Consider the following 24172-nt stretch of genomic DNA (forward strand, 5'->3'; position numbering starts at 1 on the left):
TGATTGATAATGACAAGCCGCTTTATGAATTCGTGTTATCGCGGCTAGTGGCGCTCCTGCGTCACCGCAGATCTGTCGCCTTCGATCCAGCCGACCGTATCGGCCGCGCGGCGATCGAAATCGAGAACGCAAACGGAAATCGGCCCAGTACAAAGCGTGCCGGGGCCTCGTGCGCCGGATCGTTCAGCTCGACCGAGACCGACATTCCGCCGGACTCGTTGGTCGTGACGTCGACCGATGCGCCCGGGGCTCCGCCTTGGTCCAATGCGGCGCGTATCGCGTCACCCGTCTCGCGGCGCTTGAGTTCCGGCTTGAATATCTTGCCAACGCCTGTGAGCGGGATCGATTCGACGATTCGGACATGCTTGGGCAGGGCGGCGCGTTCAGCGATCTCCCGCTGCATGAACACCTCCAGATCGTGCTCGGTAGCGGTCATGCCCGGCTTGAGTTGAACGTAGGCGACCGGCAATTCACCGGCATACGCATCGGGGCGCCCGATTGCCGCGGCGATCTGGACCGCCGGGTGTCGATGCAGCGGCTCCTCGATCGTCGCCGGGTCGATATTGTGTCCGCCGCGGATGATCAAATCCTTCTTGCGGCCGGTCAGCCAAAAGTACCCGTCGAAGTCGCAACGGCCGAGGTCGCCGGTGTTGAGCCAGCGCTTGCCATCGCCGAGATCAAGCCAGAGGGCCTTGTTCTGGTCGGGATGTGTGTAGCCCGTGAAGACGTTCGGCCCGGAGATGACCAGCAGCCCCTCTTCGTTGGCCGCGCAGTCGCGCAGATACCGTCCTGCGTCGTCCACGACGACAGCTTTCATCGCCTGGAAGGGAATGCGCAGCCCGATCGATCCCAGCCGGCGCTCGCCGGTCGTCGGGTTGACGCTGCTCACGCACGTTCCTTCGGTCAGGCCGTAGCCTTCGAGAATCCGGATGCCCGTCTTTTCCTGGAAGGCCCTGAAGACGCCGACCGGCATCGGCGCGGCACCGCACAGGCCGTATTCGAGCGAGTCGATAACATGATCGTCGACAGGAATGTCGAGCAGCGAAGCATAAAGTGTCGGGACGCCGCTGAAGAAATTGATGTGATGATGTTCGACGATTTCCCAGAAACGTTTGACGACGCCGTCGCCCCGGTAACCCTGCGGTGTGCCGAGCACGACATGGGCGCCGCGCGAGAAAGGCAGCAGGCCGGTCACCATCGCAGCATTGACGTGAAAGAGCGGCAAGCCGCAGAAAGTCGTTTTGCCGGGGCCGATACTGTCGCCGAAGAACCGCGCGGCGCTCCACGCGTTCGCCACTTCGTTGCCGTGACTGCGCATCGCGATTTTCGGCAACCCGGTGGTTCCACCGGTACAGAAGTAAGAGGACATGTCGCCAGGTTGAATGCGGCGCGCATTGTCGAGCGCTGCACTGGATTCCCGCGCGATTGCCGTACCGAAGTCGTGGATCTGGATGTGTGCAGGCACGGCGCTGCGCAAACCGCCATCGCCGTAAAGTTGCATACATGCGTCATGCTGGAGCGTGCGTACCGCCGACTGCGCCGTGCCCCGCACGCGATCGGCCAGATTGACCAGCACGAGATGCCGCAGCGGTTCGACATCCTGAAGAATATCCGCGACTTTTTTCCAGAGATCGATCCCGGGAAACGGCGCGAGCGTGACGAGCACGCTGGCACCGGCCGCTTTGAGCAGATTGGCAATCGCTTCGCGTTCAAGCAGCGGATTGATCGCGCATACGATGCCGGTCGCCTGTCCGCCCCAGATCACGAAATGCGTTTCGGGCAGATTGGGCAACAAATAGGCGATCACCGACTGCGAATTCACGCCGATGCGCGCGAACATGTTGGCCGTGCGCGTGATGTCACGCACCAGCTCGCGATAGGTCCAGCACTCCGCGTCGCGGTGCGCGTCGGCAGTCATGAAAAAAGAGAGGGCAGGGGCGGACGGATCGATGGCCGCACCGGCGCAGATCATCTCGTACGTGCTGGTCGGAAGGTCGCGCGGAAGGCCCTGCGCTTCGATCGCCAGTACGTCGTCCCGGGTCGCGATGCCGTTCATGCTGCTTCGTCCACGATTTCGTTACGTTGTACGCCCAGATCGATCGTTCCGTCGCGGCTCGCGATCCGGGCTTCGACGATATCTCCGGCTTTCAGATACTGCGCGCGTCCTGCCTGCACCTTCATGAACATCTTCCACTTGACGGATTCGGGGAAAAGCGCGACAGCGCGCTGCTTGAGCGGCGATGGGATGCTGAGTGCGCAGCCAGCCGGCGTGCCGGTCGCGAGCAGGTCGCCGGCGTGAAGATCGTGCACGCCCGACAACTCGGTCAACGTTTCCGCCGGGCCATAGACGAGGTTCGATGTCGAGTCCTGCTGACGCACCGCGCCGTTGACGGTCAGCGTCAGGTCGAGCGCCTTCAGCTTCGGGAAGTCACGCCGTTCGAGCAGGCACAGATAGGGGCCGACCGGGCCAAACGTCCGGAAGCTCTTGCCCTTGTAGAACTGCATTTGCGGGATCTGGACATCGCGCGCGGAATAGTCGTTGACGATCACGGTGCCGGCGACATAGTCGTGGAGGTTCGCGTCCGTGATCTGCTGGTGAGATGTGATGTCGCGTTTGAGGATGAGGCCGAGCTCGATTTCGTAGTCGAGAAACCGGACGTGCCGCGGTTTCACGACCCGTGAATCGGCAGCGACGATGCAACTCGTCGCCTTCGTGAAGATCATGTTGAATTTTTTCGCGTCCGGATCCATGCCCGATTCGATCATGTGCCGACGATAGTTCGCGCCCTGGCAAACGAATTGCTGGTTGGCGGTCACCGGCGGCAGCCACTCCACGTTCGACTCGGGAATAGGCGATCCGTCGAGCGTGATGAGTCGCTCGACCGGATTCGCCGCGAGAAAGCTCGCGGTCGTTTCGAAGTCGCCGGGAATCGGCGTGATGGCGCCGTTGGCGACCACACCCCATTGGGCGCGGCCGTTATGCCGGAAGTGCAGGACAAGCAGTGACATGAATGTGTCTCTCGTGAGTCGAACAGGCGGATGGGGTCAGGCGAACAGCTTCGCCAGGGTCAGCAGCTTGCGGATCGTCAGATCGGGACTGCGGCGCAGGTTGCGAAACAGCGCCGCGAGGCTCGACGGCGTGAACCGGGGCTTCGTGAAGCTGCGCGGCATCGTCGGGCCCCACTGCGCCATCGCTTCGCGGCTGACCGCATGCACGCCCGTCGGCTCGTCGGCCGTGAAAAGGTCGCCGTCGCAATAGTGTTCGTGCTTGTCGCCCCATGGGTCTTGCCAATAGTCGAAGATCTGGCTGCCGAGAATGTGCCGGCCGATACCCCACGCGTGCGCCCACCCGTTGTCGCGAAGCACGCGCTGGCCCATGCCGACGGCATCGGCGTCGACCAGTTCGTACGCGCTATGGCTATAAGTCGGCACGAACCCTTGGGCGAGCGCGAGCGTATGGTGATCGGCCGGCCTGTCGCCGAGGTCGAGCCGCATGAACGCAACGGCAGGGGAGCCGTCCGGCAGCACCTGGACGTCGCTGGGGATGAACCCGAAATGTCGCGTGTACCACGCGCAGGTTTCCTGGAAGTCGGCCAGCTCGAGTACGACGTGCCCAAGACAAATGATCTCGGGTGCGTTTGCGGGTGGCCGCTGCGTCTCGTTGATCCGGACGGGCGCGTCGACCGAGTTGAATGGGAGCGGAGCACGATGCGGCAACGTGTCTGCCCGTGTCTGGCCAGCAATCGCATCGACCCGAAAACCCGACGGATCGGCGAGCCGCACCCGAAGGCCGCCGCCTGGCCAATCCGACGCCTCGATCTCCGACGCGCCAGGGACTTTGGCGAGCGCCTCCAGGTCGGCACGACTGTCGACCCGCAATCCGAAGCCTACGAAGCGGGCTTTCGGCGCGTGGCGAACGACATAACAGAAGTGTGCGTCGCCCGTTCCGCGCAGCAGCAATTGCGTGTCGTCCCGCAGAACCGTTCGGAGACCGAAGTCATTGAGAAAATGCTCTGCCTCGCCGAGATCGGGGCGATCGAAGATCAAATAGGCGAGCGCCGATGCCTTCGTTGTCGGATGAGGGTGGCGAGCCGGTTGTGTCGTGGTCAGTTTCATGGCGGATGACAATCAGGCAGATCGAATGACGCTCGCGAAGGCACACGCCGTCGCACCGAGGGGCCTGCCGCGCGACGGCAGGCATGCAACTGAATCGCGGCACGGCGTGACTGGCCGGCCCGTGAATATGGCGAAGTCGATCGTCGATTTCGCATGGAGGCGGGGCGCCTCGTCGCAGATGCCGGGAGTCCGCAGCGCTTCGTCGCCGCGTGCGACCGCGCGTGGGGCGACGATCGAGACGTCGACGTCGTGACGGGGCTGCCGATTGGCCACTGCGGCGCCGACTGCCTCGAATCCTGCGATCAGTATGTCGAGCGCCAACGGCAGCGCATGCTCCGTTGAGGCGCGCGAGTTGTTGTCAATGGACGCGCGGGCGCCCGTGTGCAGTTGTGTCTCCACCGTATCTCCATTCGTCGTTCGATCGGTTCGTGAGGGTTTGTCAGCCACCTTTTGTGACATTAAAGTCATAGATGATAATTTTGTCAATGTAGACATTTGAATCTATACTTGGGCACGAACAAGCATCGGAAACGTCATGACGAATACACCGAGTCGCCGGACTTCAAAGCGCTCCGCTCCGGAAACATCCAGTCCAGCGGTCGCCGAAGAGCGTGAGCCACGTGGCGCGCGCCGCAAGCGGGAGACCCGCGCCCGCCTGCTGGACGCCGCGCTCAGACTGATGGCGGAGAAGGGCATGGAAGGCGTCGCCATCAATGAAATCACCGAGGCCGCCGACGTCGGCTTTGGCTCGTTCTACAACCACTTCGAATCGAAGGAGGCGATCTACGCGACCCTCGTGGAATCGGTATTCGAGGAGTTCGCGGATTCGCTCGATCGCCTGGCCAGCGGCTTGTCCGACCCGGCGGAAATCATTTCCGTCTCGGTGCGACATACGCTGATACGCGCGCGGCGTGAGCCGGTATGGGGACACTTCCTGATACGCGAGGGCTTTTCGGCGCGCGTCCTGACGCTTGGCCTGGGTCAACGCCTGCTGCGGGACATGGAGCGCGGTATCGCCGAGAAGCGCTTCGTGGTCGCCGACCCATTCATCGGCTTCCTTTCGGTTGGCGGTACGGTGCTGACCGCGATTGCCGCCGAGCTTAATTTCGTCGCTCCCGGCGCGCCGGCGGCCGGTGTCCTCAAGGAACTCGGCTTCAGCGGAGAGCATTTCCCGGAGCGCACGGCTGCGATGCTCCTGCATACGCTGGGGCTCAAGCGTGCAGAAGCCGAGAAGATCGCAAGCCGGCCGCTGCCGATCGTGGAAGCGGCCGAAACTGCACAGTGACGCAACGGGGTGGCGCAGGCGGTGCCCACGCCACCCCGAGTGCTCGTGCGGTACCCATCAGTTGACCGGGTCGGTTAGCCAGTCGGGCACCGCCCAGCCGGCGCGCGTCAAAGACGGGCAGCAGGGCATGCGCATCGCGGCGCACTACGTCGGCTCGTGGCGCCGGGCGCCTGTACGCAACAGCGTGACGCCGAGCACCGCCGCCAGTTCGTCCGACGATGACATGCGGTCGGAGGGGCCCGCCGCGCCGCTTGCCGCGTTCGGTGGCGCGACCCGTTCGGCGTGCATGCTGTCCATGATCTGCCGGAATCCGGCATCGCGCAGGGCGTACAGATACACCTCGACCCACAGCGGGAAACATTCCCAGCCGGCGGCGATATCCGCGGCGGCGGTGACGGTGCAGTAACCATCGCCTTCCGGCGCCGCCAGCCGAAGCCTCTTGATCATTCGATCATGGTCACGGCGAAGGATCTCGATCAGCGGTTCGCGCTTGTGTTCGAAGTGAGCATAGAACGTGCCGCGCGTGTAGCCGGCGCCCTCTGCGATATGTTCGACACTCGTATCGGCAAAGCCTTTCGCGATGAACAGTGCGCGAGCGGTGGCGATGAGCCGTTCGCGGGTGTCGAGCCTGCGTTGCTCGCGAGTGAGGCGCGTGCGTTTCATCCTGCGTTGTCCATGTTGACGGAAATTCGAGTGTTCACGTGCGGCATCCGGCAGGCGGCGCAACGTGCAAGACTTCCGCACGGATCCCCGCGGCGATCCGGAGCGCGAGCGAATCGAGCGCGCGGCGATACGCATCGACGAGTGCATCGTAGCCCGCCGACGTATCGGCCCGAACGATGCTGCGGCACGTCAGCGCCGGCTGTCCGGCCGCGGAATTCACGCTCCAGGTCGCATCGAGCAACACGTGCGACGCCGGCCACGACTCGACATGCTGCATGTCCACCGCGACCCGGTAGACGGGCGTGCCGTCCGGGTGGGCGACGCGGTGAACATCGATCGTGCCGAGCGCGGACGCGATGCGTGTCGACAGTCCGCCGCGTATCTCGTCGCCGAGCGGCGCGCCCCAGCGCTCCTGCTCCAGGATGTCGGCCCGCTGGGGGCCGCGCTGCACGACGAGCCGGTTGCCGTCCGCCGGCGCCGCGACGTGCACGGCCTGAATGTCGATCAGCCATGCGGGATGTGCGGCGGTGGCCTCGACACCCGCATCGTCTGCCACCGCGAGGGTATGGAAATGCACCGGCGGCGAACCGCACGAACTCAGCGCCGCGAGTGCGACGCACGTCGCGATGCGCGCCGACATGCGAAGCCGATCAAAAGAGCGCGCTTTCATTGATGGTCCCCCTTGTTACCGAACAGCAGCGATTCGGGATGACGTTCCAGATAGTCCGCGAGCGCGTTCAACGACTGCAGCGTATGCGTGAGCGACTGCATCGCCTCATGCACGTCCGACTGCATCGGCGAATCCTGCCGCAAAGTCGAATCCGCCGCGTTGAATGTGCGTTGCGCGGCGGCGAGCGTGTCACGCGCCTGCGGCACGACCTGCTCGTCGAGGTGGCCGAACAACTGGTTCGCATGCGCCAGCGCGCCGTTCAGATTGTTGCCGATCCGGTCGAACGGAACCTGATCGAGCTTGCGCGCGATGTCGGCGATCTGCACCTGCAGTTCGTCGAGCGTATTGGGCACGGTCGGTAGCTCGACCGGCGTACGGCGCGCGTCAACGGTCGCGCGCGGCGCCTTCGGGAACATGTCGAGCGCTACGTAGAGCTGACCGGTCAGCAGGCTGCCCGTGCGTAACTGCCCGCGCAGCCCCTGGACCACGAGGTGCTCGATCAGTTCGTGGCCGCCGGCCGTATCGGGCGCGGGAAGCGCCGTATCGCTGTGCCGGCTCAGGCGCGACGGATACAGCGCCATCGTGACCTTCATGCTGAAGTTGCGTGAGTGTTCGTTGTACTCGATGCCGATGTTCGTAACCTGACCGAGCACGATGCCCCGCAGATCGACCGGCGCGCCGACCGACAGCCCGCGCAGCGACTGGTCGAAGCGCATGACGACCATCAGCGGCGTGCCGTCGGGGTCGCGCATCGCGTCGGCTTCGTCCGGGGCGAGCCGGAACGGTGCATTGTCGGCGGCCTGCGGCGCGTCCGCTTGTCCAGGCGGAGACTGAAACGCGAGACCGCCGACGATCACCGTCGCCAGCGACTGCGTGTTGAGTTTCAGGCCGCTCGAATCGAGCCGCAGATCCACGCCGCTTGCGTGCCACCAGCGCGTATTGACGCCGACGTACTTGTCGTAGGGCGCCTTCACGAACGCCTGCACGTCGACGCCGGTACCGTCCTTGTCGAGCGAGAAGCCGACGACCTGACCGACCTGCAGATGCCGATAGAACACCGGTGAGCCAATGTCGATCGAGCCCAGCGAGTCGCCGTGCAGCACGTAGCGTCGGCCCTGCTGGTCCGCGGTGACGGCAGGCGGCGTCTCGAGGCCGGTGAACTCTGTCTGCTTCTGCGGCGAGCGGCCGAGATCCGCGCCGATGAATGCGCCGGACAGCAGCGTGCCGAGGCCGGAAATGCCGGTGGCACCGACGCGCGGTCGGACGACCCAGAAGCGCGTGTCGCGGTTCGCGAAGCGTGCGGCATCGCGCGTCAGTTGAATGCTGACGATCACGCGCTTGAAGTCGGGCGTGAGCGTAATGGTCTGTACGGAGCCGATATCGACGTCCTTGTAGCGGACCTTGGTCTTGCCGGCTTCGAGGCCTTCGGCGTTGGCGAACATGACCGTGATCGTCGGGCCGGTCGCGGCAACGGTCCGGATCACGAGCGACAGCCCGATCAGCGCGCACACGAGCGGCACGATCCAGACGAGAGACGGAATCCAGCGGCTGCGCGGCCGGATCTCAGGAGGAGGAAAATCGAACGGAAACATCGTGTTGGAATTCGCGAGAAAGCGGGCGCTTGAGCCGGTTCAGGGTTGGGGGTGGGCGGCGGCCGCGCGCGGCGCACCGTCCCAGATGAGCCGCGGATCGAACTGCATCGACGCACACATGGTCAGCACGACCACGGCGCCGAACGCGAGCGCGCCGGGGCCGGGTGTGATGTCGGCGAACGAGCCGAAATGCACGAGTGCGATCGTGAGCGCGACGACGAATACGTCGAGCATCGACCAGCGGCCCACGCGCTCGACCAGGCGATGCAGCCGCGCTCGTTCGAGCGGCCGCCATTGCACGCCGCGATGGGCGGCGACCGCCTGAAATGCGAGGATCGCGAGCTTGAGCATCGGCACGAGCACACTCGCGATGAACACGATCGCGGCGAGCAGCCAGTCGCCGGACGTCCAGAAGTACGCGACGCCGCCAAGGATCGTGTCGTCCTCGGCTCGGCCGAGCGAGGTCGCGTGCATGACCGGCAACAGGTTCGCCGGGATGTAAAGCAGGGCGGCGGCGGCGACGAGCGCGCCGGTGCGGGCGGCACTGCGCGGGCGGCGTGCGTGCAGCGGCGAACCGCAGCGCGTGCAGCGCTGGCCGCACGCGTGGACCGGCTGCACGCGCGCGCAGTGGTGACAGGCGATCAATCCCGCGGTGCGCGCCGTCATGCCCGCCGATCCGCTGCTTTCGGTTGTCCGGGGCGACGCATGCCGCGTCACGTCGGGGCGGGGCGGCTTCGTATGGTCGGCGTCGCCCGGCTGCAGAGCGGCGAGTTCGTCGTGCGCTTCCCACAGTCGGGCCGGTTCGATCGTCGATAGCACGCAGAGCATCACGGTAAGCCCGGCGAACGCGAATAGCGCAGGCCCGGCAAGTACGTGTGCGAGGCTCATCAGTTTGACGATCGTGATCAGCACGCCGAGCATCAGCACCTCGACCATGCTCCACGGCCGCAATCGGTGAATGCCGCGCAGCACCGGCGCGAACTGGCGCGGTACGCGGCCCGCACGCAACGGCACGAGCAGGTACAGCCATGCGGCCAGCTCGAGTATCGGAAACAGCATCGTCGTGCAGAACACGAGCGCAGCCACCAGCCGTTGATCGTTCGACCATAGCGCGCGAACCGCGTCGGCGAGCGTCGCGTGCGACGCAATGCCGGCAGCATCGAGCGCGACGATCGGGAAGGCCTGCGCGATGCAACACGTCGCCAGCGCGGCAACCGTCAGCGCGCACATCCGGTCGAGGGTGCGGCGGCCGTGCGCCGCACCGCTCACGCGCGCGCGGCATCTCGGGCAGTGTGCCGTCAGTGCGCGCAGGCGCGGCGGACGCTGAAGCAGCAGGTCGCATTCGTGGCAGGCGACCAGGTTGTCGGATTTCATCGGGAATCAATCATGCGGGTAACGAAGGCCGGCACCGCGCGATGCACGGTGCGCCGGGCTTCGGGCTTCGGGATTGCGGACCGGTGCGGCCCGAAGGCGCGGGCCGGTCCGCGGACGCAATCAGCGGCTACTGCCGGGCCGCGACCGTCGTGCCGGCGCCGGGCGGCAGTTCGCCCATTGCCTGCAGCAGCGCCGCCGTATCGGTCATCCGGCGGCTCGCGGCACGCACCGCATCGAGCTCCGCGTTCAAATAGGTCTGCTCGCTCGACCGTTGCGCGGACATCGGAACGGCACCCAGCGTGCGGCGTTGCGCCGTTTCTTGGAACGCCTCGCCTGCGGCGCGCGCCGCGAGTTCGTTCGCGGCCAGCGCTTGCGCGTCGTTGTCCAGCGCGGCGAGCGAATCCGCGACGTCACCGAATGCGGACAGCACCGCCGCCTTGTACTGCAGCACTGCGGCGTCGTACGCATCGCGCGACGCCCGCCGGTGCGCCAGCAATGCGCCGCCGTGGAAGATCGGCTGCGACAGCCCTGCGCCGACGGCCCACAGCCCGCCCGCCCCCGACAACAGCGCCGGCCAGCTGAAGCCGCCGCGCCCCATCGTCGCGGTGAGCGACAGGCTTGGGAACAACTGGGCGGTCGCCTCGCCGACGTCCGCCGATGCCGCCTTCACGGCTGCCGCAGCCGCGCGGATGTCCGGACGTGCCTTCAGCAGGTCGGACGGCACCGCCACGGGCACATGTTCCGGCAGCGTCAGCCCGGTGAAGGACGGGACCGGTGGCGGCGCGTCGGGCGTGCGGCCCAGCAGGATCGCCAGCGCGTGAACCGCGCTCGCGCGTTGCTGGCGCAGCGGCGGCAGCGTCGCGGCAAGCGACGCCGCGCCCTGCGTCGACGCCAGCGCCTGCACGTGGGATACCGACCCGAACGCGTAACGCTGCTGGTCTTCGAGTGCGGATGCCTCGGCGACTGCGACGAGGCGCTCCGTCAGCAGGATCTGGCGGTCGAGCGTCGCGGCGCGGATGGCGGTGCCGACGATGTTGGCCGCCAGCGCACGCCTTGCCGCTTCGAGCTCGCAACCGCGCACGTCGACGCGCGCGGCGCTCGCTTCGTTCGCGTATCGCGTGGCGCCGAACAGGTCGAAGGTGTAATGCGCCTGCAGTTGTCCGACGAATACGTTGTAGCGCAGGCTTTGCGCGCCTGCGCCGGAGATGTCCGGCGTGCGCGTGCGGGCTACCTGCGCGTTCGCGTCGATCGACGGCAGCGTCGACGCGCCGATCTGCGCGCGCAGTTCCTCTTGCGCGGCGGCGAGCGTCTTTTCCGTCGCGGCCAGCGTCGGGTTCGCGCGCAAGCCTTCATCGACCAGCGCGTCGAGCACGCTGGAGCGATACAGGCGCCACCATTGCGGGACGGGCGCGGCGCCGACGTCGAATTGCTGCGCGACGCCCGCCGCCTCGGCGGTGCGCGGCGCCTGAGGCGTCGCACCGTAGTGTGCCGGCGACGGCATCGCGGGCGGCGTACTGTCCGGGGCCATCGCACAGCCGCCCAGGCCAAGCGCCGCGCTGGCGGCCAGCACCGATGTGATACGAGAGAGTTTCATCAGCATGTCTCCGAGGACGCGACGTCCATTGCGCGCGACTCGCGTTCGTCGGCGCGCACCTTGAAGCAGGTCGCGTAGAGCGCCGGCAGGAAGAAGATGGTCAGCACCGTCGCGATCGTGATGCCGCCCATCAGCGCGGTGGCCATCGGGCCGAAGAAGCCGGAACGCAACAGCGGAATCAGCGCGAACACGGCGGCGGCGGCGGTCAGCATGATCGGCCGGAAGCGGCGCACGGTCGCACCCACGATCGCGGCGAAGCGTGGCTGCCCGGCTGCGATGTCCTGGTCGATCTGATCGATCAGGATCACTGAGTTGCGCATGATGATCCCGAACATCGCGATCACGCCGAGCAGCGCGACGAAGCCGAACGGCTTGCCGAACAGCAGCAGTGCGGCCACGACGCCGATCAGGCCGAGCGGTGCCGTCAGCACGACGATGAAGGTGCGCGAGAAGCGCTTGAGCTGGATCATCAGCAGCGTCAGCACCGCGACGATCATGAGCGGCATCTGCGCATTGATCGACGTCTGGCCCTTCATGCTTTCCTCTGCCGCGCCGCCGACCTCGATCCGGTAACCGGCCGGCAGCGTGGCGCGCAGCGTCGCCAGCGCGGCGTCGAGGTCGCGCGTCACACCGATGCTCGGCGCTTCGCCGCGCACGTCAGCTTGCACGGTGACCGTCGGCTGACGGTCGCGCTCCCAGATCACGCCATATTCGAGCGTGTCGCGCACATGGCCGATCGTGCCGAGCGGCACCGGACCGTGCGGCGTCGGGATCGCCAGGCCGGCGAGCCTCGACGGATCGATGCGTTCGCTCCTCGGCGCGCGCAGATCGACGTCGATGAGCTTGTCGCGCTCGCGATACTGCGTGACGGTGTAGCCGGACAGCGTCATCGCAAGGAAACCCGACACGTCCTCCGACGTCACGCCGAGCTGGCGTGCCTTGAGCTGGTCGATCTCGAACGAGACCGACCGCTCGGCCGGTTCGTCCCAGTCGAATTGCACGTTGCGTGTGCGGGCGTCGGCGCGGACCTTGTCCGCCACTTTTTCGGCGATGCCGCGGACGGTGGCGATGTCGTCGCCACTCACCCGGAACTTGATCGGGAAGCCGACGGGCGGCCCGTTCTCGAGCCGCGCGACGCGCGTGCGCACGGTCGGGAAGCGGCTTGCGAGCGTCGTTTCGAGCCAGTGCGACAGCCGCTCGCGCGCCTCGACATCCTTGGCCGTGATCACGAATTGCGCGAAGTTCGGCTGCTGGAGCTGTTGATCGAGCGGCAGATAGAAGCGCGGCGCACCGGTGCCGACGAAGTCGACGACACGGCCGATTTCAGGCCGGCCGTCGAGCACCTTTTCGAGCCGCTTTGCTTCACGTAGCGTCGCATCGAACGACGCGCCTTCCGGCAAGCGCATGTCGACGAGCAGTTCGGGCCGCTCGGAATTCGGGAAGAACTGTTGCGGCACGCGCGTGAACGCGGCCATCGCGATCGCGAACAGCACGGCGGTGACGCCGAGCACCACCCAGCGGCGCTCGATGCAGACCGAGATCCAGCCGGACAGCCGGCGGTAGAAGCCCGTGTCGTACACCTCGTCGCCATGCGCGTGACCGTCGCGATGCGCGTGCTCGGGCAGCATGTGGTAGCCGAGCAGCGGCACCAGCACGACGGCCGCGAACCAGGACACGATCAGCGAGATCGCCGATACCTCGAAGATCGAGCGCGTGTATTCGCCGGTGCTCGATTTCGCGAGTGCGATCGGCAGGAAGCCCGACACGGTGACGAGCGTCCCCGTGAGCATCGGGAACGCCGTGCTCGTGTACGCGAATGCCGCGGCGCGTGCACGGCTCCAGCCCTGCTCGAGTTTCACCGCCATCATCTCGACGGCGATGATCGCATCGTCCACGAGCAGCCCGAGCGCGAGGACCAGCGTGCCGAGCGACACCTTGTCGAGGCCGATGCCGAACGCGTGCATGCACAGCGCCGTCACGGCAAGCACGATCGGAATCGTGATGACGACGACCATGCCGGTGCGCAAGCCGAGCGACACGAGGCTGACGACGAGCACGATCGCGACGGCTTCGCCGACCGCTTCGACGAAGTCGTCCACCGAATGCTTGACCGCATGCGGCATGCTCGACACCGCGGTCAGCTTCAGACCGGCCGGCAAGCCGGCCTGCAACTCGGCCGCCTTCGCATCGAGCGCCTTGCCGAGGTCGATCACGTCACCGCCTTTCTGCATCGTCACACCGATGCCGAGCACCGCGTGACCGTTCGTACGCATCTGCGTGACGGGCGGATCGTCGTAACCGCGCGTGACCTTTGCGACGTCGCCGAGCCGGAAGGTCCGGCCGTTCACCGTGACGAGCATGTCGGCGAGCGCCTGCGTGTCCTTGAATGCACCGCTCGGTCGTACGAACACGCGATCGTCGGCCGTCGTGATCGTGCCGACCGGGGCGACGGTGTTTTGCGCGTCGATGGCCTGCGCGAGCTGCTGCGGTGTGATGGCGAGGCGTGTCAGCTGCGCATTCGAGATTTCGACGAACACGTGCTGGGCGGGATCGCCGAAGTAGTCGACCTTCGCGACGCCCGGCACGCGCAGCAGCACGGTGCGCAGCTTGTCCGCGTAGTCGTGCAGTTGCGCGGGCGAGTAGCCGTCGCCTTCGAGCGCATAGATGTTGGTGTAGACGTCACCGAATTCGTCGTTGAAGAACGGGCCGACGACGCCCTTGGGCAGCGTCGCACGGATGTCGCCGACTTTCTTGCGCACCTGGTACCAGGTTTCCGGCACCTGGTCGACCGGCGCCGAATCCTTCATCGCGAAGAAGATCATCGACTCGCCGGGCCGCGAATAACTCTTGATGTTGTCGACGTACGGCGCGGCCTGAAGCTGGCGGCCGATCCGGTCGGTGACCTGTTCCTGCACCTCGCGCGCCGTGGCGCCGGGCCAGTAGGTCTGGATCACCATGGTGCGGAACGTGAACGGCGGGTCCTCCGATTGTGCGAGGCGCGTATAGCCGATCACGCCGAAGATCGTCGCGAGGCCGATGAGGAAGATCACCAGTTGCTGATGCTTCAGCGCCCATGCGGAGAGGTTGAAACGGCCGTCGTCGTGCGATGCCGCGCCGGTTCCGAGCGCGCCGTCAGTCGACGGCCGGTGTTCTGGAGCATTCATGACGCGAAGTCCTCCGCATGCAGCGGCGGCACGACGCGGACGTGCTGGCCGGTACTGACCGTATGAACGCCTTGCATCACGACGCGTTCGTTGTCCGCGAGCCCCGACGTGACGGTGATCGTGCGTTCGTCGTAGCGTCCGACCGACACCGGCCGCAGCTCCAGCGTGTCGCTGCCCTTGCGGACGACCCAGACGGCCGGCGCGTCGCCGCGATGAAAGAGCGCGGTGGCCGGCAGCGTGATCGCGTGGTCGGCGGCGATGTCGGCGGCGCCGTCGAACGTGATGCTGGCGGTCATCCCGGAGCGCACGTCCGGCCCCGGTGCGAGCAGCGTCAGCTTCACGCGCCAGGTGCGGCTTTGCGGATCGGCGGCCGCCGCGACTTCGCGCACGCGCGCGTCCAGCACCTTGCCCGGCAATGCCGTCAGGCTGACGTGTGCGGTGCGGCCGACCGCGAGATCGCGCAGGTCGCGCTCAGAGACGTCACAGACGATGTCGAGGTCCCCGCTCCAGTCCAGGTGAAACACCGCCTGGCCGGGTTCGACGTTCTGCCCGGTATCCGCGTCTTCCGACGTGATGACGCCGTCGTGATCCGCAATCAGCGTCGCGTAGCGCAGGTGATCGCCCGCGAGCGCCATTTGCGCAAGGGCGGAATCGCGTTGCGCGACCGCCGACGCATACGCGTCCTGCGTCGTCTCGAGTTGCGCGGGTGCGATCAGGTTGGCCTGAGCCTGGGCGCGGTCGCGATCCAGCTGCTGCTTCGCATAGGTAACGCGATGCTCGGCGGCATCGAGCTGGGCGCGTGCGTTCAGCAGCGTGTGGTGCAGATCCGCCGGATCGAGCATCGCAAGGGTCTGGCCGGCCTTGACGGTGTCGCCGATGCGCACGCGCCGCTCGACGAGCTTGCCGCCGACCCGAAACGACAACGGCGTCGAATATCGCGCCTGAACCTGTGCGGGTAGCGCACGCTGCACCGCGCCGTCGTCCGAATGAACCGGCAGCGCGACCACCGGCTGCAGTTCGGGCGCGGGGGCCTCGTGCGAATGGCAGGCCGTGAGGAGAATCGCACAGCACGCGAACGCGATTGGGGCTCGCCGAACCGGCGATGCGATGCGTGTCAGAAACGGGCGCGTTGATGTCCGCGCGTCAGGACCGGGTGATTTCACGATGTTTCCAAGACAAGTGAGGGTCAACTAAGAAGCGTTCGGCGACCACGACGGGTCGCCCTGGTTTATGCAGACGTACGCGAGCGTCTCCGCGGCGGTACGCCGGACGATCAATCAGGACTCCAATGTTCTGGGTGCAGACCATTCCATTTGCCGACATGACGCGGCACCGCCTGGCGATAGACGCGCTTACGCCGACGTGGCCATACCCGTCGCCAACGCTCGCTAGCGAGGGTCGGACGGCGTCTGGGCCGGAACCGGTTCTGCGATTTCCGAGATTAGACTCATAACTGATAATGTTGTCAAGTATGAGAGAAAAATCTAGAATTGCGCCATGCAAAAAGATCTTTCGAAAAAGGGAGGCGCGCTCATGGACGACGCACCGGTCCGGCACCGCTGCTCGAACGCATCAGCGGGCGAAGCGGAACATCGCCAGCCGCGCGGCGCCCGGCGCAAGCAGGAGACGCGCATGCGCTTGCTGCAGGCGGCGTTCAGCCTGATGGCGGAAAAGGGCAGGGACAATGTGGCGATCAGCGAGATCACCGAGGCGGCGGATGTGGGGTTCGGCTCGTTTTACTACCACTTCGAATCGAAGGACGGCATCTTCGCCGCGCTGACGGAGTGGGTGTTCGACGATTTCGCGGACGGGCTCGAGCGTCTGACGAGTGGATTGTCGGATCCTGCCGAGGTCGTTTCCGTCTGCGTGCGTCACACGCTGATGCGCGCGCGCCGCGAGCGGCTCTGGGCGCGGTTCCTGATGCGGGAAGGATTTTCGGCGCGCGCGCTTGGCCAGGGGCTGGGCCAGCGTTTGCGGCGGGACGGCGAGCGAGGAATCTCGGCACGCCGCTTTGTCGTCGGCGATCCGTTCATGAGCGTGCTTGCGACGATGGGAACGATCCTGGCGGTGATCGCGGCGGAGTCCTACGCGGCCGACGCGGCTGCGGGCGCGGCGCGAAAGCCGGTGGCGGACGAGGGCAGGTTCCCCGAGCGAGCCGCGGCGATGGTATTGCAGACGTTCGGCCTGACGTGCGCCGAGGCACTTGACGTGGCGAACCGACCATTGCCGCCCGGCGACTTCGCCCATCAGACAAGAGAATCCGCCTCGCCTGAAAGCTCAACCTTGCCGTCGCAGCAACGATAGATGTTTGTCGCGTTCCGCACGATACCGCTCGCGCGTGCGTCATGGAGTGCGTGATGTCATCCGCCGTGTTCGCGGTAATGCGCTTCCATTTTGTGGTGATCTCACGACGCTTCTCCAAGATGGCAAGCCTGCCACCCAATCGGTACATCGGTGAGCAGGTCGACCAGTAGCTCCCCAGTCCCCGCCGTAATCAAAGCAGAGCATCCGCGGCTCAGGCTCGCCAGAAAATTGATGGCGCCATCCAGGCGACCGTCTGGTTGCAGAATTTGTTCACGAACACGATGTTTCCTCGCTGATTTCCCTCGCTTATGGTGCACAAGCGGCTGATCGCTGCGGATCCGGCGTCGCTACGAAAACGTAAAATGATGGCACGTAAACTCTTTCCCCACCATGTTCGAAATCACGCCCGAGCACATTGCCCAACTCAACGACGTCGACCGTTGGGGCAAACTGAGGTTTTGTACAGCGCGTGCCAACGTGATCCAGCGTGTGGCCGCTGGCCGACAGAAAGACCAGTTGAACGGCAGCACCCGCGACGATCGCGCCGGAAACGTTCGTTGATCGCAGCTACGTCGCTGTCGTTCAGCGCCTCGTAGCGTTCGACGTCGAACTCGGACAGTCACGCGAGTAAGCGATCTTGCCCCACATACCGAAATTCCTGGCCTGGCATCTGCTGCCTCCCGTCACGGTCGCAATTGAAAACCGCGGGCAGGTAGCTTGCCGCAGACCCCGGCCGTGACTAGCGACGATAGCCAGAATCGACCGCAAGGCCTTGCTACAGAAGGCCTGGCGGCGAAACCGCCAGATTTTGCACGAAGCGGACGATTACCCCGACAGGGGCGCGTGGCCGTTTTGCGTCACGGTCGGTGTGTAGCCCGCGACGTGCGATCGATGTGTGTACGGATGATTGTCCGGACGGCGCTTTGCATTCGGCCGCAGGACGCTGACGAATGGGTCGATGGCGAAAATGTCAGCGCCCGCGCGGCAAGCCGGCGGCCCGAAAAGTCTGACTATGGCGCAGCCGGCGGCGGGGGGCGACCCCGCCCGACTACGACGAGCCGCTTACTGCCGGCCCGCGCCCGCGTTCTGGGCGTTCATGGCTGCCACGCGCGCCTGGGCAGCTTGCAAGTTTTCCGGGTACTGCGTATTCCTGGCCATGGATGGTTTGTAGCCGGCCTTTTGGAGTTGCACGAGTTCCTTCCGGACCTCCGCACGGGTCATAGTCGACGGTTCGGATTGCGCGAACGATACGACCGGGACGACGAGCATCGCGCCAATGGCAAAAGCTTTAAGCAAGGATTCCATAATGATTAACCTCGGACACTGAGTATGCGCGGCGCTGTCAATCTTCTTGTCAGCTGCCGGTAAGAACAGTGTAGCCGAGGCAGCGCTCCAGTGCTGGTAAAACATTATTGCTTAAAACCGTAATTTCGGATTTATAAACGTCATTTCGAAAAAATCGAATTGGCGATTCGAAATATTCGATTGATTCAATAAAAAACGACTCGGCGGGAAGCGTGTGCTGAAAACCGCGTGCAGCTGCGTACTCACCGTCACGGCTGCGCGGTGAATCGCTCGAGCAGATCAGTGTGGTCGAACTTGTCTCGCCACCATTGCATCGCGCGGCCGGCTTCGTCGTCGCGCCATGCGAGGTAACACTCGACCGTTTCGCGCATTCCGGCCACGCGACGCGTCACGAGCCTGCCTTCCGCGATTGCGCGGGCGGCGATACTTGCGGGAAGCGTGCCGACGGCAAGTCCTTCGCATTGCGCCGCCAGCTTGGTCTCGAGGTTCGGTACAGTGAGATACGGTTGAGACGGATGGAACGCGGACGAGCGCAGGGGCGATTCGCGCGAGGGACCGCTGACCACCGCGCAACGATACTGAGTAACGGTTTGGAGCGTGATCGGTTCCGGCATCTTCGCGAGCGGGTGATGCGGCGCGAGCGCGAAGACATAACGCATCGTGCCGATCGGACGCGCGACGATGTCCGTCAGCGCGGGCGGCTCCCCCGTTGCGCCGACCACGAGATCCGCGCGTCGCGACACGAGCGCATCCCAGGTGCCGCCAAGCACGTTGGTCGACAGACACACCCGCGTGTCCATCCGGAGCGCGTCGAATTCGCGCAGATATGGCCAGAAGCGTGCCAGTGGCACAATTTCGTCGACGCACAAGCGCAGCTCGGTCTCCCAGCCATCCTGGATCCGCTGCGCTTTCCGCTCAAGTTGCTCGGCCGCGACGAGTAGCCGGCGGCCTTCCTCGATGACGACTCGTCCCGCGCGGGTCAGCTTTGCGCGGCGGCCGCTGCGATCGAACAGGGTGACGCCGAGATCGCTCTCGATCTTCTGCACGAGATAGCTGAGCGTCGACGGGACGCGATGCAGCATCGCGGCAGCCTCGGAGAACGTGCTGCTCCGGTCGATCGCATCCAGTGCCTCGAAGGCTTCGAATGACAGCTTCACGGTTGTTTTCCTCTGTGCAATGACGGGCGAATGCCCGACAGGCTTGCGTGTCTCATGGTGTTTCGCGTGCAGTTCAGTTCGATCGTCGCATCGACGCGCGGGCGGGCACGATGTCGCGCGTCACCCGCAGCGCGCAGTCCGGCAGACGGGTGTCGGCTCCCGCTTGATTTTTCTATCAGGAAAATTCAGGTGTCTTAATAAAAATCATCTTGCCATCGTGTAACTTGTGGAGACGTGAATCGGACGAAGCCAAGATCGATCTCGGTCGAACCGCCGCCGGCACGTAGAACCTTGTCATTCGATCATCGACGAAAAAAGGAGAATCACATGAAAAAGTTCAGGCTGGCGCCGCTCGCGCTCGCAGTCCTGACCGGCGTCGTGCTGCTGGGTGCACCGGTCGCGAACGCGCAGGATACGGGCGGGACATCGGCCACACCCGACGCCCCGACGTCGAAGCAGGAGCTGAAAGCGCAACGCAAGGCGCAGCGCAAGGCAGCCCGGCAGAAGCGGAACCAGGAACTGAGTGCGCTCGAGAAGAATGGCTATCGCGTGAGCAAGGACGATCACTATCCTCAAAGCCTCCAAAGGGCGGAGCACAAGGCGGCAGCCCAGAAAAGCACCGCTGACACGCCCGCTCCCGGACAATAACGATCCGGCGCTGCGACCCGCGCCGCTGCGCCGGCGCAGGTCGAATCACGGCGTCCCGCCGCATGGCCGGGTACGCTCCTCGTGCGATCGTCGGCAACGCCCGGCTCTCCGAGTCCGATTTATGCAAACGGTTGCGTTCGCGATGATACCAATGGCCGTCGTAAATTTCGCGTGATTCAGGGTTAACGCTCTATCCTTCGGCATCGATCGACGAGTACGATTGCACAATCGTATGCAAACGGTTGCATGGAGAAAATCATGACGGAAGAGACGGTTGCAAGTGCGATTACCGACGATCCCGCGTCCGTTACCGCGATCGTCAAGGCGGCGATGGCGGGAACCCGGGACGCCCGATTGAGGGAGATCGTCGATGCGCTGGTTGATCACGGACATGCGTTCCTGAAGCAGGTGAAGCTGACCGACGAGGAGTTCGAGCGCGGTCTCGCCTTCATCCGTGCTGCCGGGCACGCATGCAACGAACGGCACAACGAGGTGGTGCTCCTGGCCGACGTGCTCGGCTTTTCGACGCTCGTCGCGTTGCTGAACAATTCAGATTCGTCGGAGCGCACGCCAGGCGCGTTGCTCGGGCCGTTCTACCGCGGCGGTTCGCCGGTCTACGAGCACGGCCAGTCGATTGCAAGCCCGGGGTCACCCGGCTCGCCGCTGTTCATGCACGGCCGTGTGCTTGACGTGTCGGGCCGGCCAGTCACGAGCGCGACCGTCGACGTCTGGCAGGCATCGCCCGTCGGTCTCTACGAAAACCAGGACCCGAGCCAGCCCGAGCGCAATTTGCGCGGCCGCTTTCATACCGATGCGCAAGGGCGGTTCAACTTTCGTACCGTCCGTCCGGCCGGATACCCGGTGCCCGTCGACGGCCCCGTCGGCGCGCTTCTCGACGCACAGAACCGACATCCGTACCGGCCCGCGCACATCCATTTCGTGATCGTCGCGCAAGGCCATGCGACGTTGGTGTCGCAGGTGTTCGCCGACGATTCGGAGCATCTCGACTCGGACGTCGTATTCGGCGTGAATCGTCGCCTCGTCGGCAATTTCGGACGTCATGAGCCGCGGACGGGGCCGCACGCCGAGACGGACGAGGTGTACTACACGCTCGATTTCGAGTTCGTCATGGCCGACGGTACGCCGACGTACCCGACGCCGCCGATCGACTGAACAGGAGGCGACAGTGTCACGCAATCTGAAGGATAAAGTCGCTGTCGTTCTCGGCGGCACGGGCGGGATCGGCGTCACGACCGCGGCGCGTTTCGCCGAAGCGGGCGCGCGCGTGGTCGTGGTCGGACGCAGCGATCTGGCCGTGGCGCAGCATCTCGCCGACACGCTGCCCGGCGACGGGCATTCCGCCGCGATCGCCACGATCACCGAGAGCGCGACGCTCGCCGCGCTCGCCGGCGATGTGCGTGCGCGTTACGGGCGCGCGGACATCCTGGTGAACGCCGCCGGCTTCACGAAGCCGGTTCGTCACGCGGATCTCGACGCACTGACGGACGATCTGATCGACGAGATCATGAAAGTCAACTGGCGCGGCCAGTTCGCGGCGATCCGCGCATTTCGTGCGCTGCTCGACGAATCCGGCGACGGGCTCGTCGTCAACGTATCGTCGATCGCGGGCACGACCGGCAACGGCAGCAACGTCGCCTATTGCGCGGCCAAGGCGGGCATCGACGTGATGGCGCTGTCGCTCGGCCGCGCGCTTGCGCCGCGCATTCGGGTGGTGAACGTAGCGCCCGGCGTCGTGGATACGCAGTTCGTTCCCGGGCGCGGCGACGATTTCAACGAAAAGGCTGCCGCGACGACGCCGCTTCGCCGGATCGGCGCGCCGGACGACGTCGCGACCGCCATCGTCGCCTGCGCGACGACGCTGACGTTCACGACCGGCGCAACGATCGTCGTCGACGGCGGCCGCCGGCTGAACTGATTGCCTGGAGACCTATCGATGCATGCTCGCAAGACCATCATTACCTGCGCCGTCACGGGCAACATCACGCGACCCGACCAGCATCCGGGCCTGCCGGTCACGCCCGAGCAGATCGCGAACGCTTCGCTCGAAGCCGCGCAGGCCGGCGCCGCCGTCGTGCATATCCATGTCCGCGATCCCGCCACGGGCAGACCCTCGATGGACGTCGATCTCTATCGCGACGTCATGGCGCGGATTCGCGCAGTCGATCGCGAGCTGATCATCAACCTGACGACCGGCCCGGGCGGACGTTTCATTCCGAGCGACGACGATCCGAAGGTGGCTGCCCCGGGCACCACGCTTCTGCCGCCCGATAAGCGCGTGGAACACATACTCGCGCTCAGGCCCGACATCTGCAGCCTCGACCTGAACACGATGAACTCGGGCGGCGAGGTCGTGATCAACACGCCGAAGAACGTCACGCGGATGGCCGAGATAATCCGCCGGGCCGGCGTTAAACCTGAGCTCGAGATCTTCGACTCCGGCGATATTCACCTGGCGCGGGACCTCATCGCGAGCGGCGTGCTCGACGGCCCCGGGCTCTGGACCTTCGTCAGCGGGGTCAAGTATGGCTTCGCGGCGTCGCCGGAAACGCTGCTCTATGCGCGCGGACTGTTACCGCCGGGCGCGATATGGTCCGCGTTCGGGATCGGGCGTTTCGAGTTTCCGATCGTCGCGCAGGCGTGGCTCGCGGGCGGGCACGTGCGCGTCGGCCTCGAGGACAACATCTACATTGAGAAAGGCGTGCTCGCCGAAAGCAACGCGGCGCTCGTCGCGCGGGCGCGCGAAATCGTCACGCTGCTCGGCGGCGAGATCGCGACGAGCAGCGACGCACGCGAATGCCTCGGCCTCGCGTCCTGAGCGCAGGGCGGCGCACGATATTCAAGCGCGACGCGTGAACGCGCGGCGGGCCGACGGCCACCGCGCCATGCGTCGGAATCGACATTTTCCGGGAAACCATCGAGCATGAAATGTATTCGCGTCCAGCAGAAAAGTGCTGATATCAGCGCGCTCGCACTGAGCATCGACACGCAACCCGTCCCGGCGATCGATACGACCGACTGTTTGGTCGAGATCGAGAGTGCGGGCGTCAACCCGAGCGACGTGAAGGCCGTGCTTGGCTTCATGCCGCACGCGGTGTGGCCGCGCACGCCGGGGCGAGACTATGCGGGGCGCGTGATCGATGGGCCGCCGGCGCTGATCGGCAAGGAAGTCTGGGGCAGCAGCGGCGAGCTCGGCATCCGTCGCGACGGCACCCACGCCAGCCATCTCGTCGTGCCGGCGCACAGCGTGCGCGAGAAACCGGCAAACCTGACGATGGACGAGGCCGGCTCGATCGGCGTACCGTTCGTCACCGCGTTCGAGGGCTTGCACCGTGCCGGCGGCGTGCGGCGCGGCGACGTCGTGCTCGTCCTGGGCGCCAACGGCAAGGTCGGGCAAGCGGCCGTCCAGCTGGCGACCATGGCGGGGGCGGAGGTGATCGGCGTCGTGCGCGACGATCCGTCGTATATCGGGCACGCAAACGGCGATGTCACGATGATCAACGCGTCCGCAGAACCGTTCGACGAGCTCGTGCTCGAGATGACGGCCGGCCGTGGCGCGAACATCGTCTATAACACGGTCGGGAGTCCATACTTCGAGCGTGCGAATCGCGCGATGGCCGTGGGGGGCACGCAGATCCTGATCTCGACGATCGAGCGCGCGGTACCGTTCGACATCTTCGCGTTCTATCGCGGGCAGCATACCTACGTCGGCATCGATACGCTCGCGCTCGATACGCGGCACTGCGCCGACATCCTCGATGCGTTGCTGCCGTCGTTCGAACAGGGCTCGCTGCGGCCGTTCCCGATCGATGCCGGTTCTGTATTCGATCTTGCCGATGCCGCCCACGCGTATCGGGCGGTATTCGGCGGCACCGCGAACCGGGTGCTGCTCAAGCCATGAACGTCACGCGCTTTCGCGACGCGCCCGGCTATTTCCCGCCGAATCACTTCGGGATGCAATGCGTCCGCCTGCAAGGACGCGAGGCGGGCCCGGCCGAATCGCTGTGGCTCGGCGTATCGACGATCGAACCGGGCGGGCACACGACGATGGACGGGTCGGATGTCGAGAAGCACTACGTCGTGCTGGAAGGCCGGGTGTGCATAGACGCGGACGGCGTCGAAGTCGAATTGCAGGCGTTCGATTCGTGCCGTCTCGCGCCGGGCGAGCGGCGTGCGCTGCACAACCGGTCGGACCACCGCGCCAGGATCCTGCTCGCGATGCCGTTCGCGCGTCCTGCGCGCGGCTAGCTGCGGACGCAGGCCGCTCGGCACACCACGGCCC

At 65.5% G+C, this 24172-nt stretch carries 20 protein-coding genes and 1 pseudogene; 8 read left to right on the top strand and 13 right to left on the bottom strand.

Going from position 1 to position 24172, the window contains the following annotated elements:
- Positions 1–61: 61 nt before the first annotated feature.
- Genes ACV22V_RS25745 through ACV22V_RS25760 form a run of 4 tightly spaced genes read right to left on the bottom strand, consistent with a single transcriptional unit; the run spans position 62 to position 4515 of the window.
- Positions 62–2056, bottom strand: a complete 1995-nt coding sequence (locus tag ACV22V_RS25745) for an acyl-CoA synthetase (RefSeq protein ID WP_448015883.1) — start codon at positions 2054–2056, stop codon at positions 62–64.
- Positions 2053–3009 (bottom strand): fumarylacetoacetate hydrolase family protein, encoded by a 957-nt coding sequence (locus tag ACV22V_RS25750; RefSeq protein ID WP_448015884.1) that lies wholly within the window; start codon positions 3007–3009, stop codon positions 2053–2055. Before ACV22V_RS25750 ends, ACV22V_RS25745 begins: the two co-directional genes overlap by 4 nt.
- Before the next feature lie 36 nt (positions 3010–3045).
- Positions 3046–4116, bottom strand: a complete 1071-nt coding sequence (locus ACV22V_RS25755) for a VOC family protein (RefSeq protein ID WP_448015885.1) — start codon at positions 4114–4116, stop codon at positions 3046–3048.
- A gap of 12 nt (positions 4117–4128) precedes the next feature.
- Positions 4129–4515 (bottom strand): hypothetical protein, encoded by a 387-nt coding sequence (locus ACV22V_RS25760; RefSeq protein ID WP_448015886.1) that lies wholly within the window; start codon positions 4513–4515, stop codon positions 4129–4131.
- 136 nt (positions 4516–4651) lie between these two features.
- Between ACV22V_RS25760 and ACV22V_RS25765 the strand changes: the two genes are divergently transcribed.
- Positions 4652–5401: a TetR/AcrR family transcriptional regulator gene (locus tag ACV22V_RS25765; protein WP_448015887.1), complete on the top strand. Its 750-nt coding sequence runs from the start codon at positions 4652–4654 to the stop codon at positions 5399–5401.
- Positions 5402–5545: 144 nt separating this feature from the next.
- Here the strand turns inward: ACV22V_RS25765 and ACV22V_RS25770 are convergent, their stop codons facing one another.
- The 7 genes from ACV22V_RS25770 to ACV22V_RS25800 all read right to left on the bottom strand — a co-directional run bounded on the left by ACV22V_RS25770 (position 5546) and on the right by ACV22V_RS25800 (position 15621).
- A complete protein-coding gene (locus ACV22V_RS25770; protein ID WP_448015888.1) occupies positions 5546–6064 on the bottom strand; it encodes a TetR/AcrR family transcriptional regulator in 519 nt (172 codons plus the stop codon).
- Between the two features lie 34 nt (positions 6065–6098).
- Positions 6099–6704 (bottom strand): PqiC family protein, encoded by a 606-nt coding sequence (locus tag ACV22V_RS25775; RefSeq protein WP_448015889.1) that lies wholly within the window; start codon positions 6702–6704, stop codon positions 6099–6101.
- A 26-nt stretch (positions 6705–6730) separates the two neighbouring features.
- Entirely contained in the window at positions 6731–8326 is a 1596-nt protein-coding gene (locus ACV22V_RS25780; protein ID WP_448015890.1) for a PqiB family protein, read from the bottom strand.
- Positions 8327–8365: 39 nt separating this feature from the next.
- Complete coding sequence (locus ACV22V_RS25785; protein WP_448015891.1) at positions 8366–9700, bottom strand: paraquat-inducible protein A; 1335 nt, start codon at positions 9698–9700, stop codon at positions 8366–8368.
- Positions 9701–9827: 127 nt separating this feature from the next.
- Positions 9828–11294: an efflux transporter outer membrane subunit gene (locus ACV22V_RS25790; protein ID WP_448015892.1), complete on the bottom strand. Its 1467-nt coding sequence runs from the start codon at positions 11292–11294 to the stop codon at positions 9828–9830.
- Positions 11294–14458 carry an efflux RND transporter permease subunit gene (locus ACV22V_RS25795; protein WP_448015893.1) on the bottom strand — a complete coding sequence of 1055 codons (3165 nt, stop codon included), beginning with the start codon at positions 14456–14458 and terminating at the stop codon, positions 11294–11296. Before ACV22V_RS25795 ends, ACV22V_RS25790 begins: the two co-directional genes overlap by 1 nt.
- Entirely contained in the window at positions 14455–15621 is a 1167-nt protein-coding gene (locus ACV22V_RS25800) for an efflux RND transporter periplasmic adaptor subunit (protein ID WP_448015894.1), read from the bottom strand. Before ACV22V_RS25800 ends, ACV22V_RS25795 begins: the two co-directional genes overlap by 4 nt.
- Before the next feature lie 370 nt (positions 15622–15991).
- On the opposite strand from ACV22V_RS25800, the gene ACV22V_RS25805 reads away from it, so the two are divergent.
- Entirely contained in the window at positions 15992–16762 is a 771-nt protein-coding gene (locus ACV22V_RS25805) for a TetR/AcrR family transcriptional regulator (RefSeq protein WP_448015944.1), read from the top strand.
- Between the two features lie 1074 nt (positions 16763–17836).
- On the opposite strand, the pseudogene ACV22V_RS25810 reads toward ACV22V_RS25805, so the two are convergent.
- Both ACV22V_RS25810 and ACV22V_RS25815 read right to left on the bottom strand, forming a co-directional pair.
- Positions 17837–18067: pseudogene (locus ACV22V_RS25810) on the bottom strand (DUF4148 domain-containing protein); the annotation flags it as partial.
- Positions 18068–18315: 248 nt separating this feature from the next.
- Positions 18316–19224 carry a LysR family transcriptional regulator gene (locus ACV22V_RS25815; protein WP_448015895.1) on the bottom strand — a complete coding sequence of 303 codons (909 nt, stop codon included), beginning with the start codon at positions 19222–19224 and terminating at the stop codon, positions 18316–18318.
- A gap of 327 nt (positions 19225–19551) precedes the next feature.
- Between ACV22V_RS25815 and ACV22V_RS25820 the strand changes: the two genes are divergently transcribed.
- The 6 genes from ACV22V_RS25820 to ACV22V_RS25845 all read left to right on the top strand — a co-directional run bounded on the left by ACV22V_RS25820 (position 19552) and on the right by ACV22V_RS25845 (position 24138).
- Positions 19552–19872: a hypothetical protein gene (locus ACV22V_RS25820; protein ID WP_448015896.1), complete on the top strand. Its 321-nt coding sequence runs from the start codon at positions 19552–19554 to the stop codon at positions 19870–19872.
- Between the two features lie 258 nt (positions 19873–20130).
- Positions 20131–21045, top strand: a complete 915-nt coding sequence (locus ACV22V_RS25825; RefSeq protein WP_448015897.1) for a dioxygenase family protein — start codon at positions 20131–20133, stop codon at positions 21043–21045.
- Between the two features lie 13 nt (positions 21046–21058).
- Positions 21059–21808, top strand: a complete 750-nt coding sequence (locus ACV22V_RS25830; RefSeq protein ID WP_448015898.1) for an SDR family NAD(P)-dependent oxidoreductase — start codon at positions 21059–21061, stop codon at positions 21806–21808.
- 18 nt (positions 21809–21826) lie between these two features.
- Positions 21827–22708: a 3-keto-5-aminohexanoate cleavage protein gene (locus ACV22V_RS25835; RefSeq protein ID WP_448015899.1), complete on the top strand. Its 882-nt coding sequence runs from the start codon at positions 21827–21829 to the stop codon at positions 22706–22708.
- Positions 22709–22813: 105 nt separating this feature from the next.
- Positions 22814–23791, top strand: coding sequence for a quinone oxidoreductase family protein (locus ACV22V_RS25840; protein WP_448015900.1), 978 nt, complete (start codon positions 22814–22816; stop codon positions 23789–23791).
- Entirely contained in the window at positions 23788–24138 is a 351-nt protein-coding gene (locus ACV22V_RS25845) for a cupin domain-containing protein (protein ID WP_448015901.1), read from the top strand. Before ACV22V_RS25840 ends, ACV22V_RS25845 begins: the two co-directional genes overlap by 4 nt.
- Positions 24139–24172: the final 34 nt, after the last annotated feature.

Source organism: Burkholderia sp. AW33-5, from assembly GCF_053427615.1.

What these genes read in the sequence shown, in the direction of transcription:
- ACV22V_RS25805 (WP_448015944.1), top strand. Translation starts at nt 15,992, where the DNA reads ATGGACGACGCACCGGTCCGGCACCGCTGCTCGAACGCATCAGCGGGC.
- ACV22V_RS25745 (WP_448015883.1), bottom strand. Translation starts at nt 2,056, where the DNA reads ATGAACGGCATCGCGACCCGGGACGACGTACTGGCGATCGAAGCGCAG.
- ACV22V_RS25780 (WP_448015890.1), bottom strand. Translation starts at nt 8,326, where the DNA reads ATGTTTCCGTTCGATTTTCCTCCTCCTGAGATCCGGCCGCGCAGCCGC.
- ACV22V_RS25775 (WP_448015889.1), bottom strand. Translation starts at nt 6,704, where the DNA reads ATGTCGGCGCGCATCGCGACGTGCGTCGCACTCGCGGCGCTGAGTTCG.
- ACV22V_RS25835 (WP_448015899.1), top strand. Translation starts at nt 21,827, where the DNA reads ATGCATGCTCGCAAGACCATCATTACCTGCGCCGTCACGGGCAACATC.
- ACV22V_RS25750 (WP_448015884.1), bottom strand. Translation starts at nt 3,009, where the DNA reads ATGTCACTGCTTGTCCTGCACTTCCGGCATAACGGCCGCGCCCAATGG.
- ACV22V_RS25825 (WP_448015897.1), top strand. Translation starts at nt 20,131, where the DNA reads ATGACGGAAGAGACGGTTGCAAGTGCGATTACCGACGATCCCGCGTCC.
- ACV22V_RS25845 (WP_448015901.1), top strand. Translation starts at nt 23,788, where the DNA reads ATGAACGTCACGCGCTTTCGCGACGCGCCCGGCTATTTCCCGCCGAAT.
- ACV22V_RS25795 (WP_448015893.1), bottom strand. Translation starts at nt 14,458, where the DNA reads ATGAATGCTCCAGAACACCGGCCGTCGACTGACGGCGCGCTCGGAACC.
- ACV22V_RS25765 (WP_448015887.1), top strand. Translation starts at nt 4,652, where the DNA reads ATGACGAATACACCGAGTCGCCGGACTTCAAAGCGCTCCGCTCCGGAA.
- ACV22V_RS25785 (WP_448015891.1), bottom strand. Translation starts at nt 9,700, where the DNA reads ATGAAATCCGACAACCTGGTCGCCTGCCACGAATGCGACCTGCTGCTT.
- ACV22V_RS25790 (WP_448015892.1), bottom strand. Translation starts at nt 11,294, where the DNA reads ATGAAACTCTCTCGTATCACATCGGTGCTGGCCGCCAGCGCGGCGCTT.
- ACV22V_RS25840 (WP_448015900.1), top strand. Translation starts at nt 22,814, where the DNA reads ATGAAATGTATTCGCGTCCAGCAGAAAAGTGCTGATATCAGCGCGCTC.
- ACV22V_RS25820 (WP_448015896.1), top strand. Translation starts at nt 19,552, where the DNA reads ATGAAAAAGTTCAGGCTGGCGCCGCTCGCGCTCGCAGTCCTGACCGGC.
- ACV22V_RS25755 (WP_448015885.1), bottom strand. Translation starts at nt 4,116, where the DNA reads ATGAAACTGACCACGACACAACCGGCTCGCCACCCTCATCCGACAACG.
- ACV22V_RS25770 (WP_448015888.1), bottom strand. Translation starts at nt 6,064, where the DNA reads ATGAAACGCACGCGCCTCACTCGCGAGCAACGCAGGCTCGACACCCGC.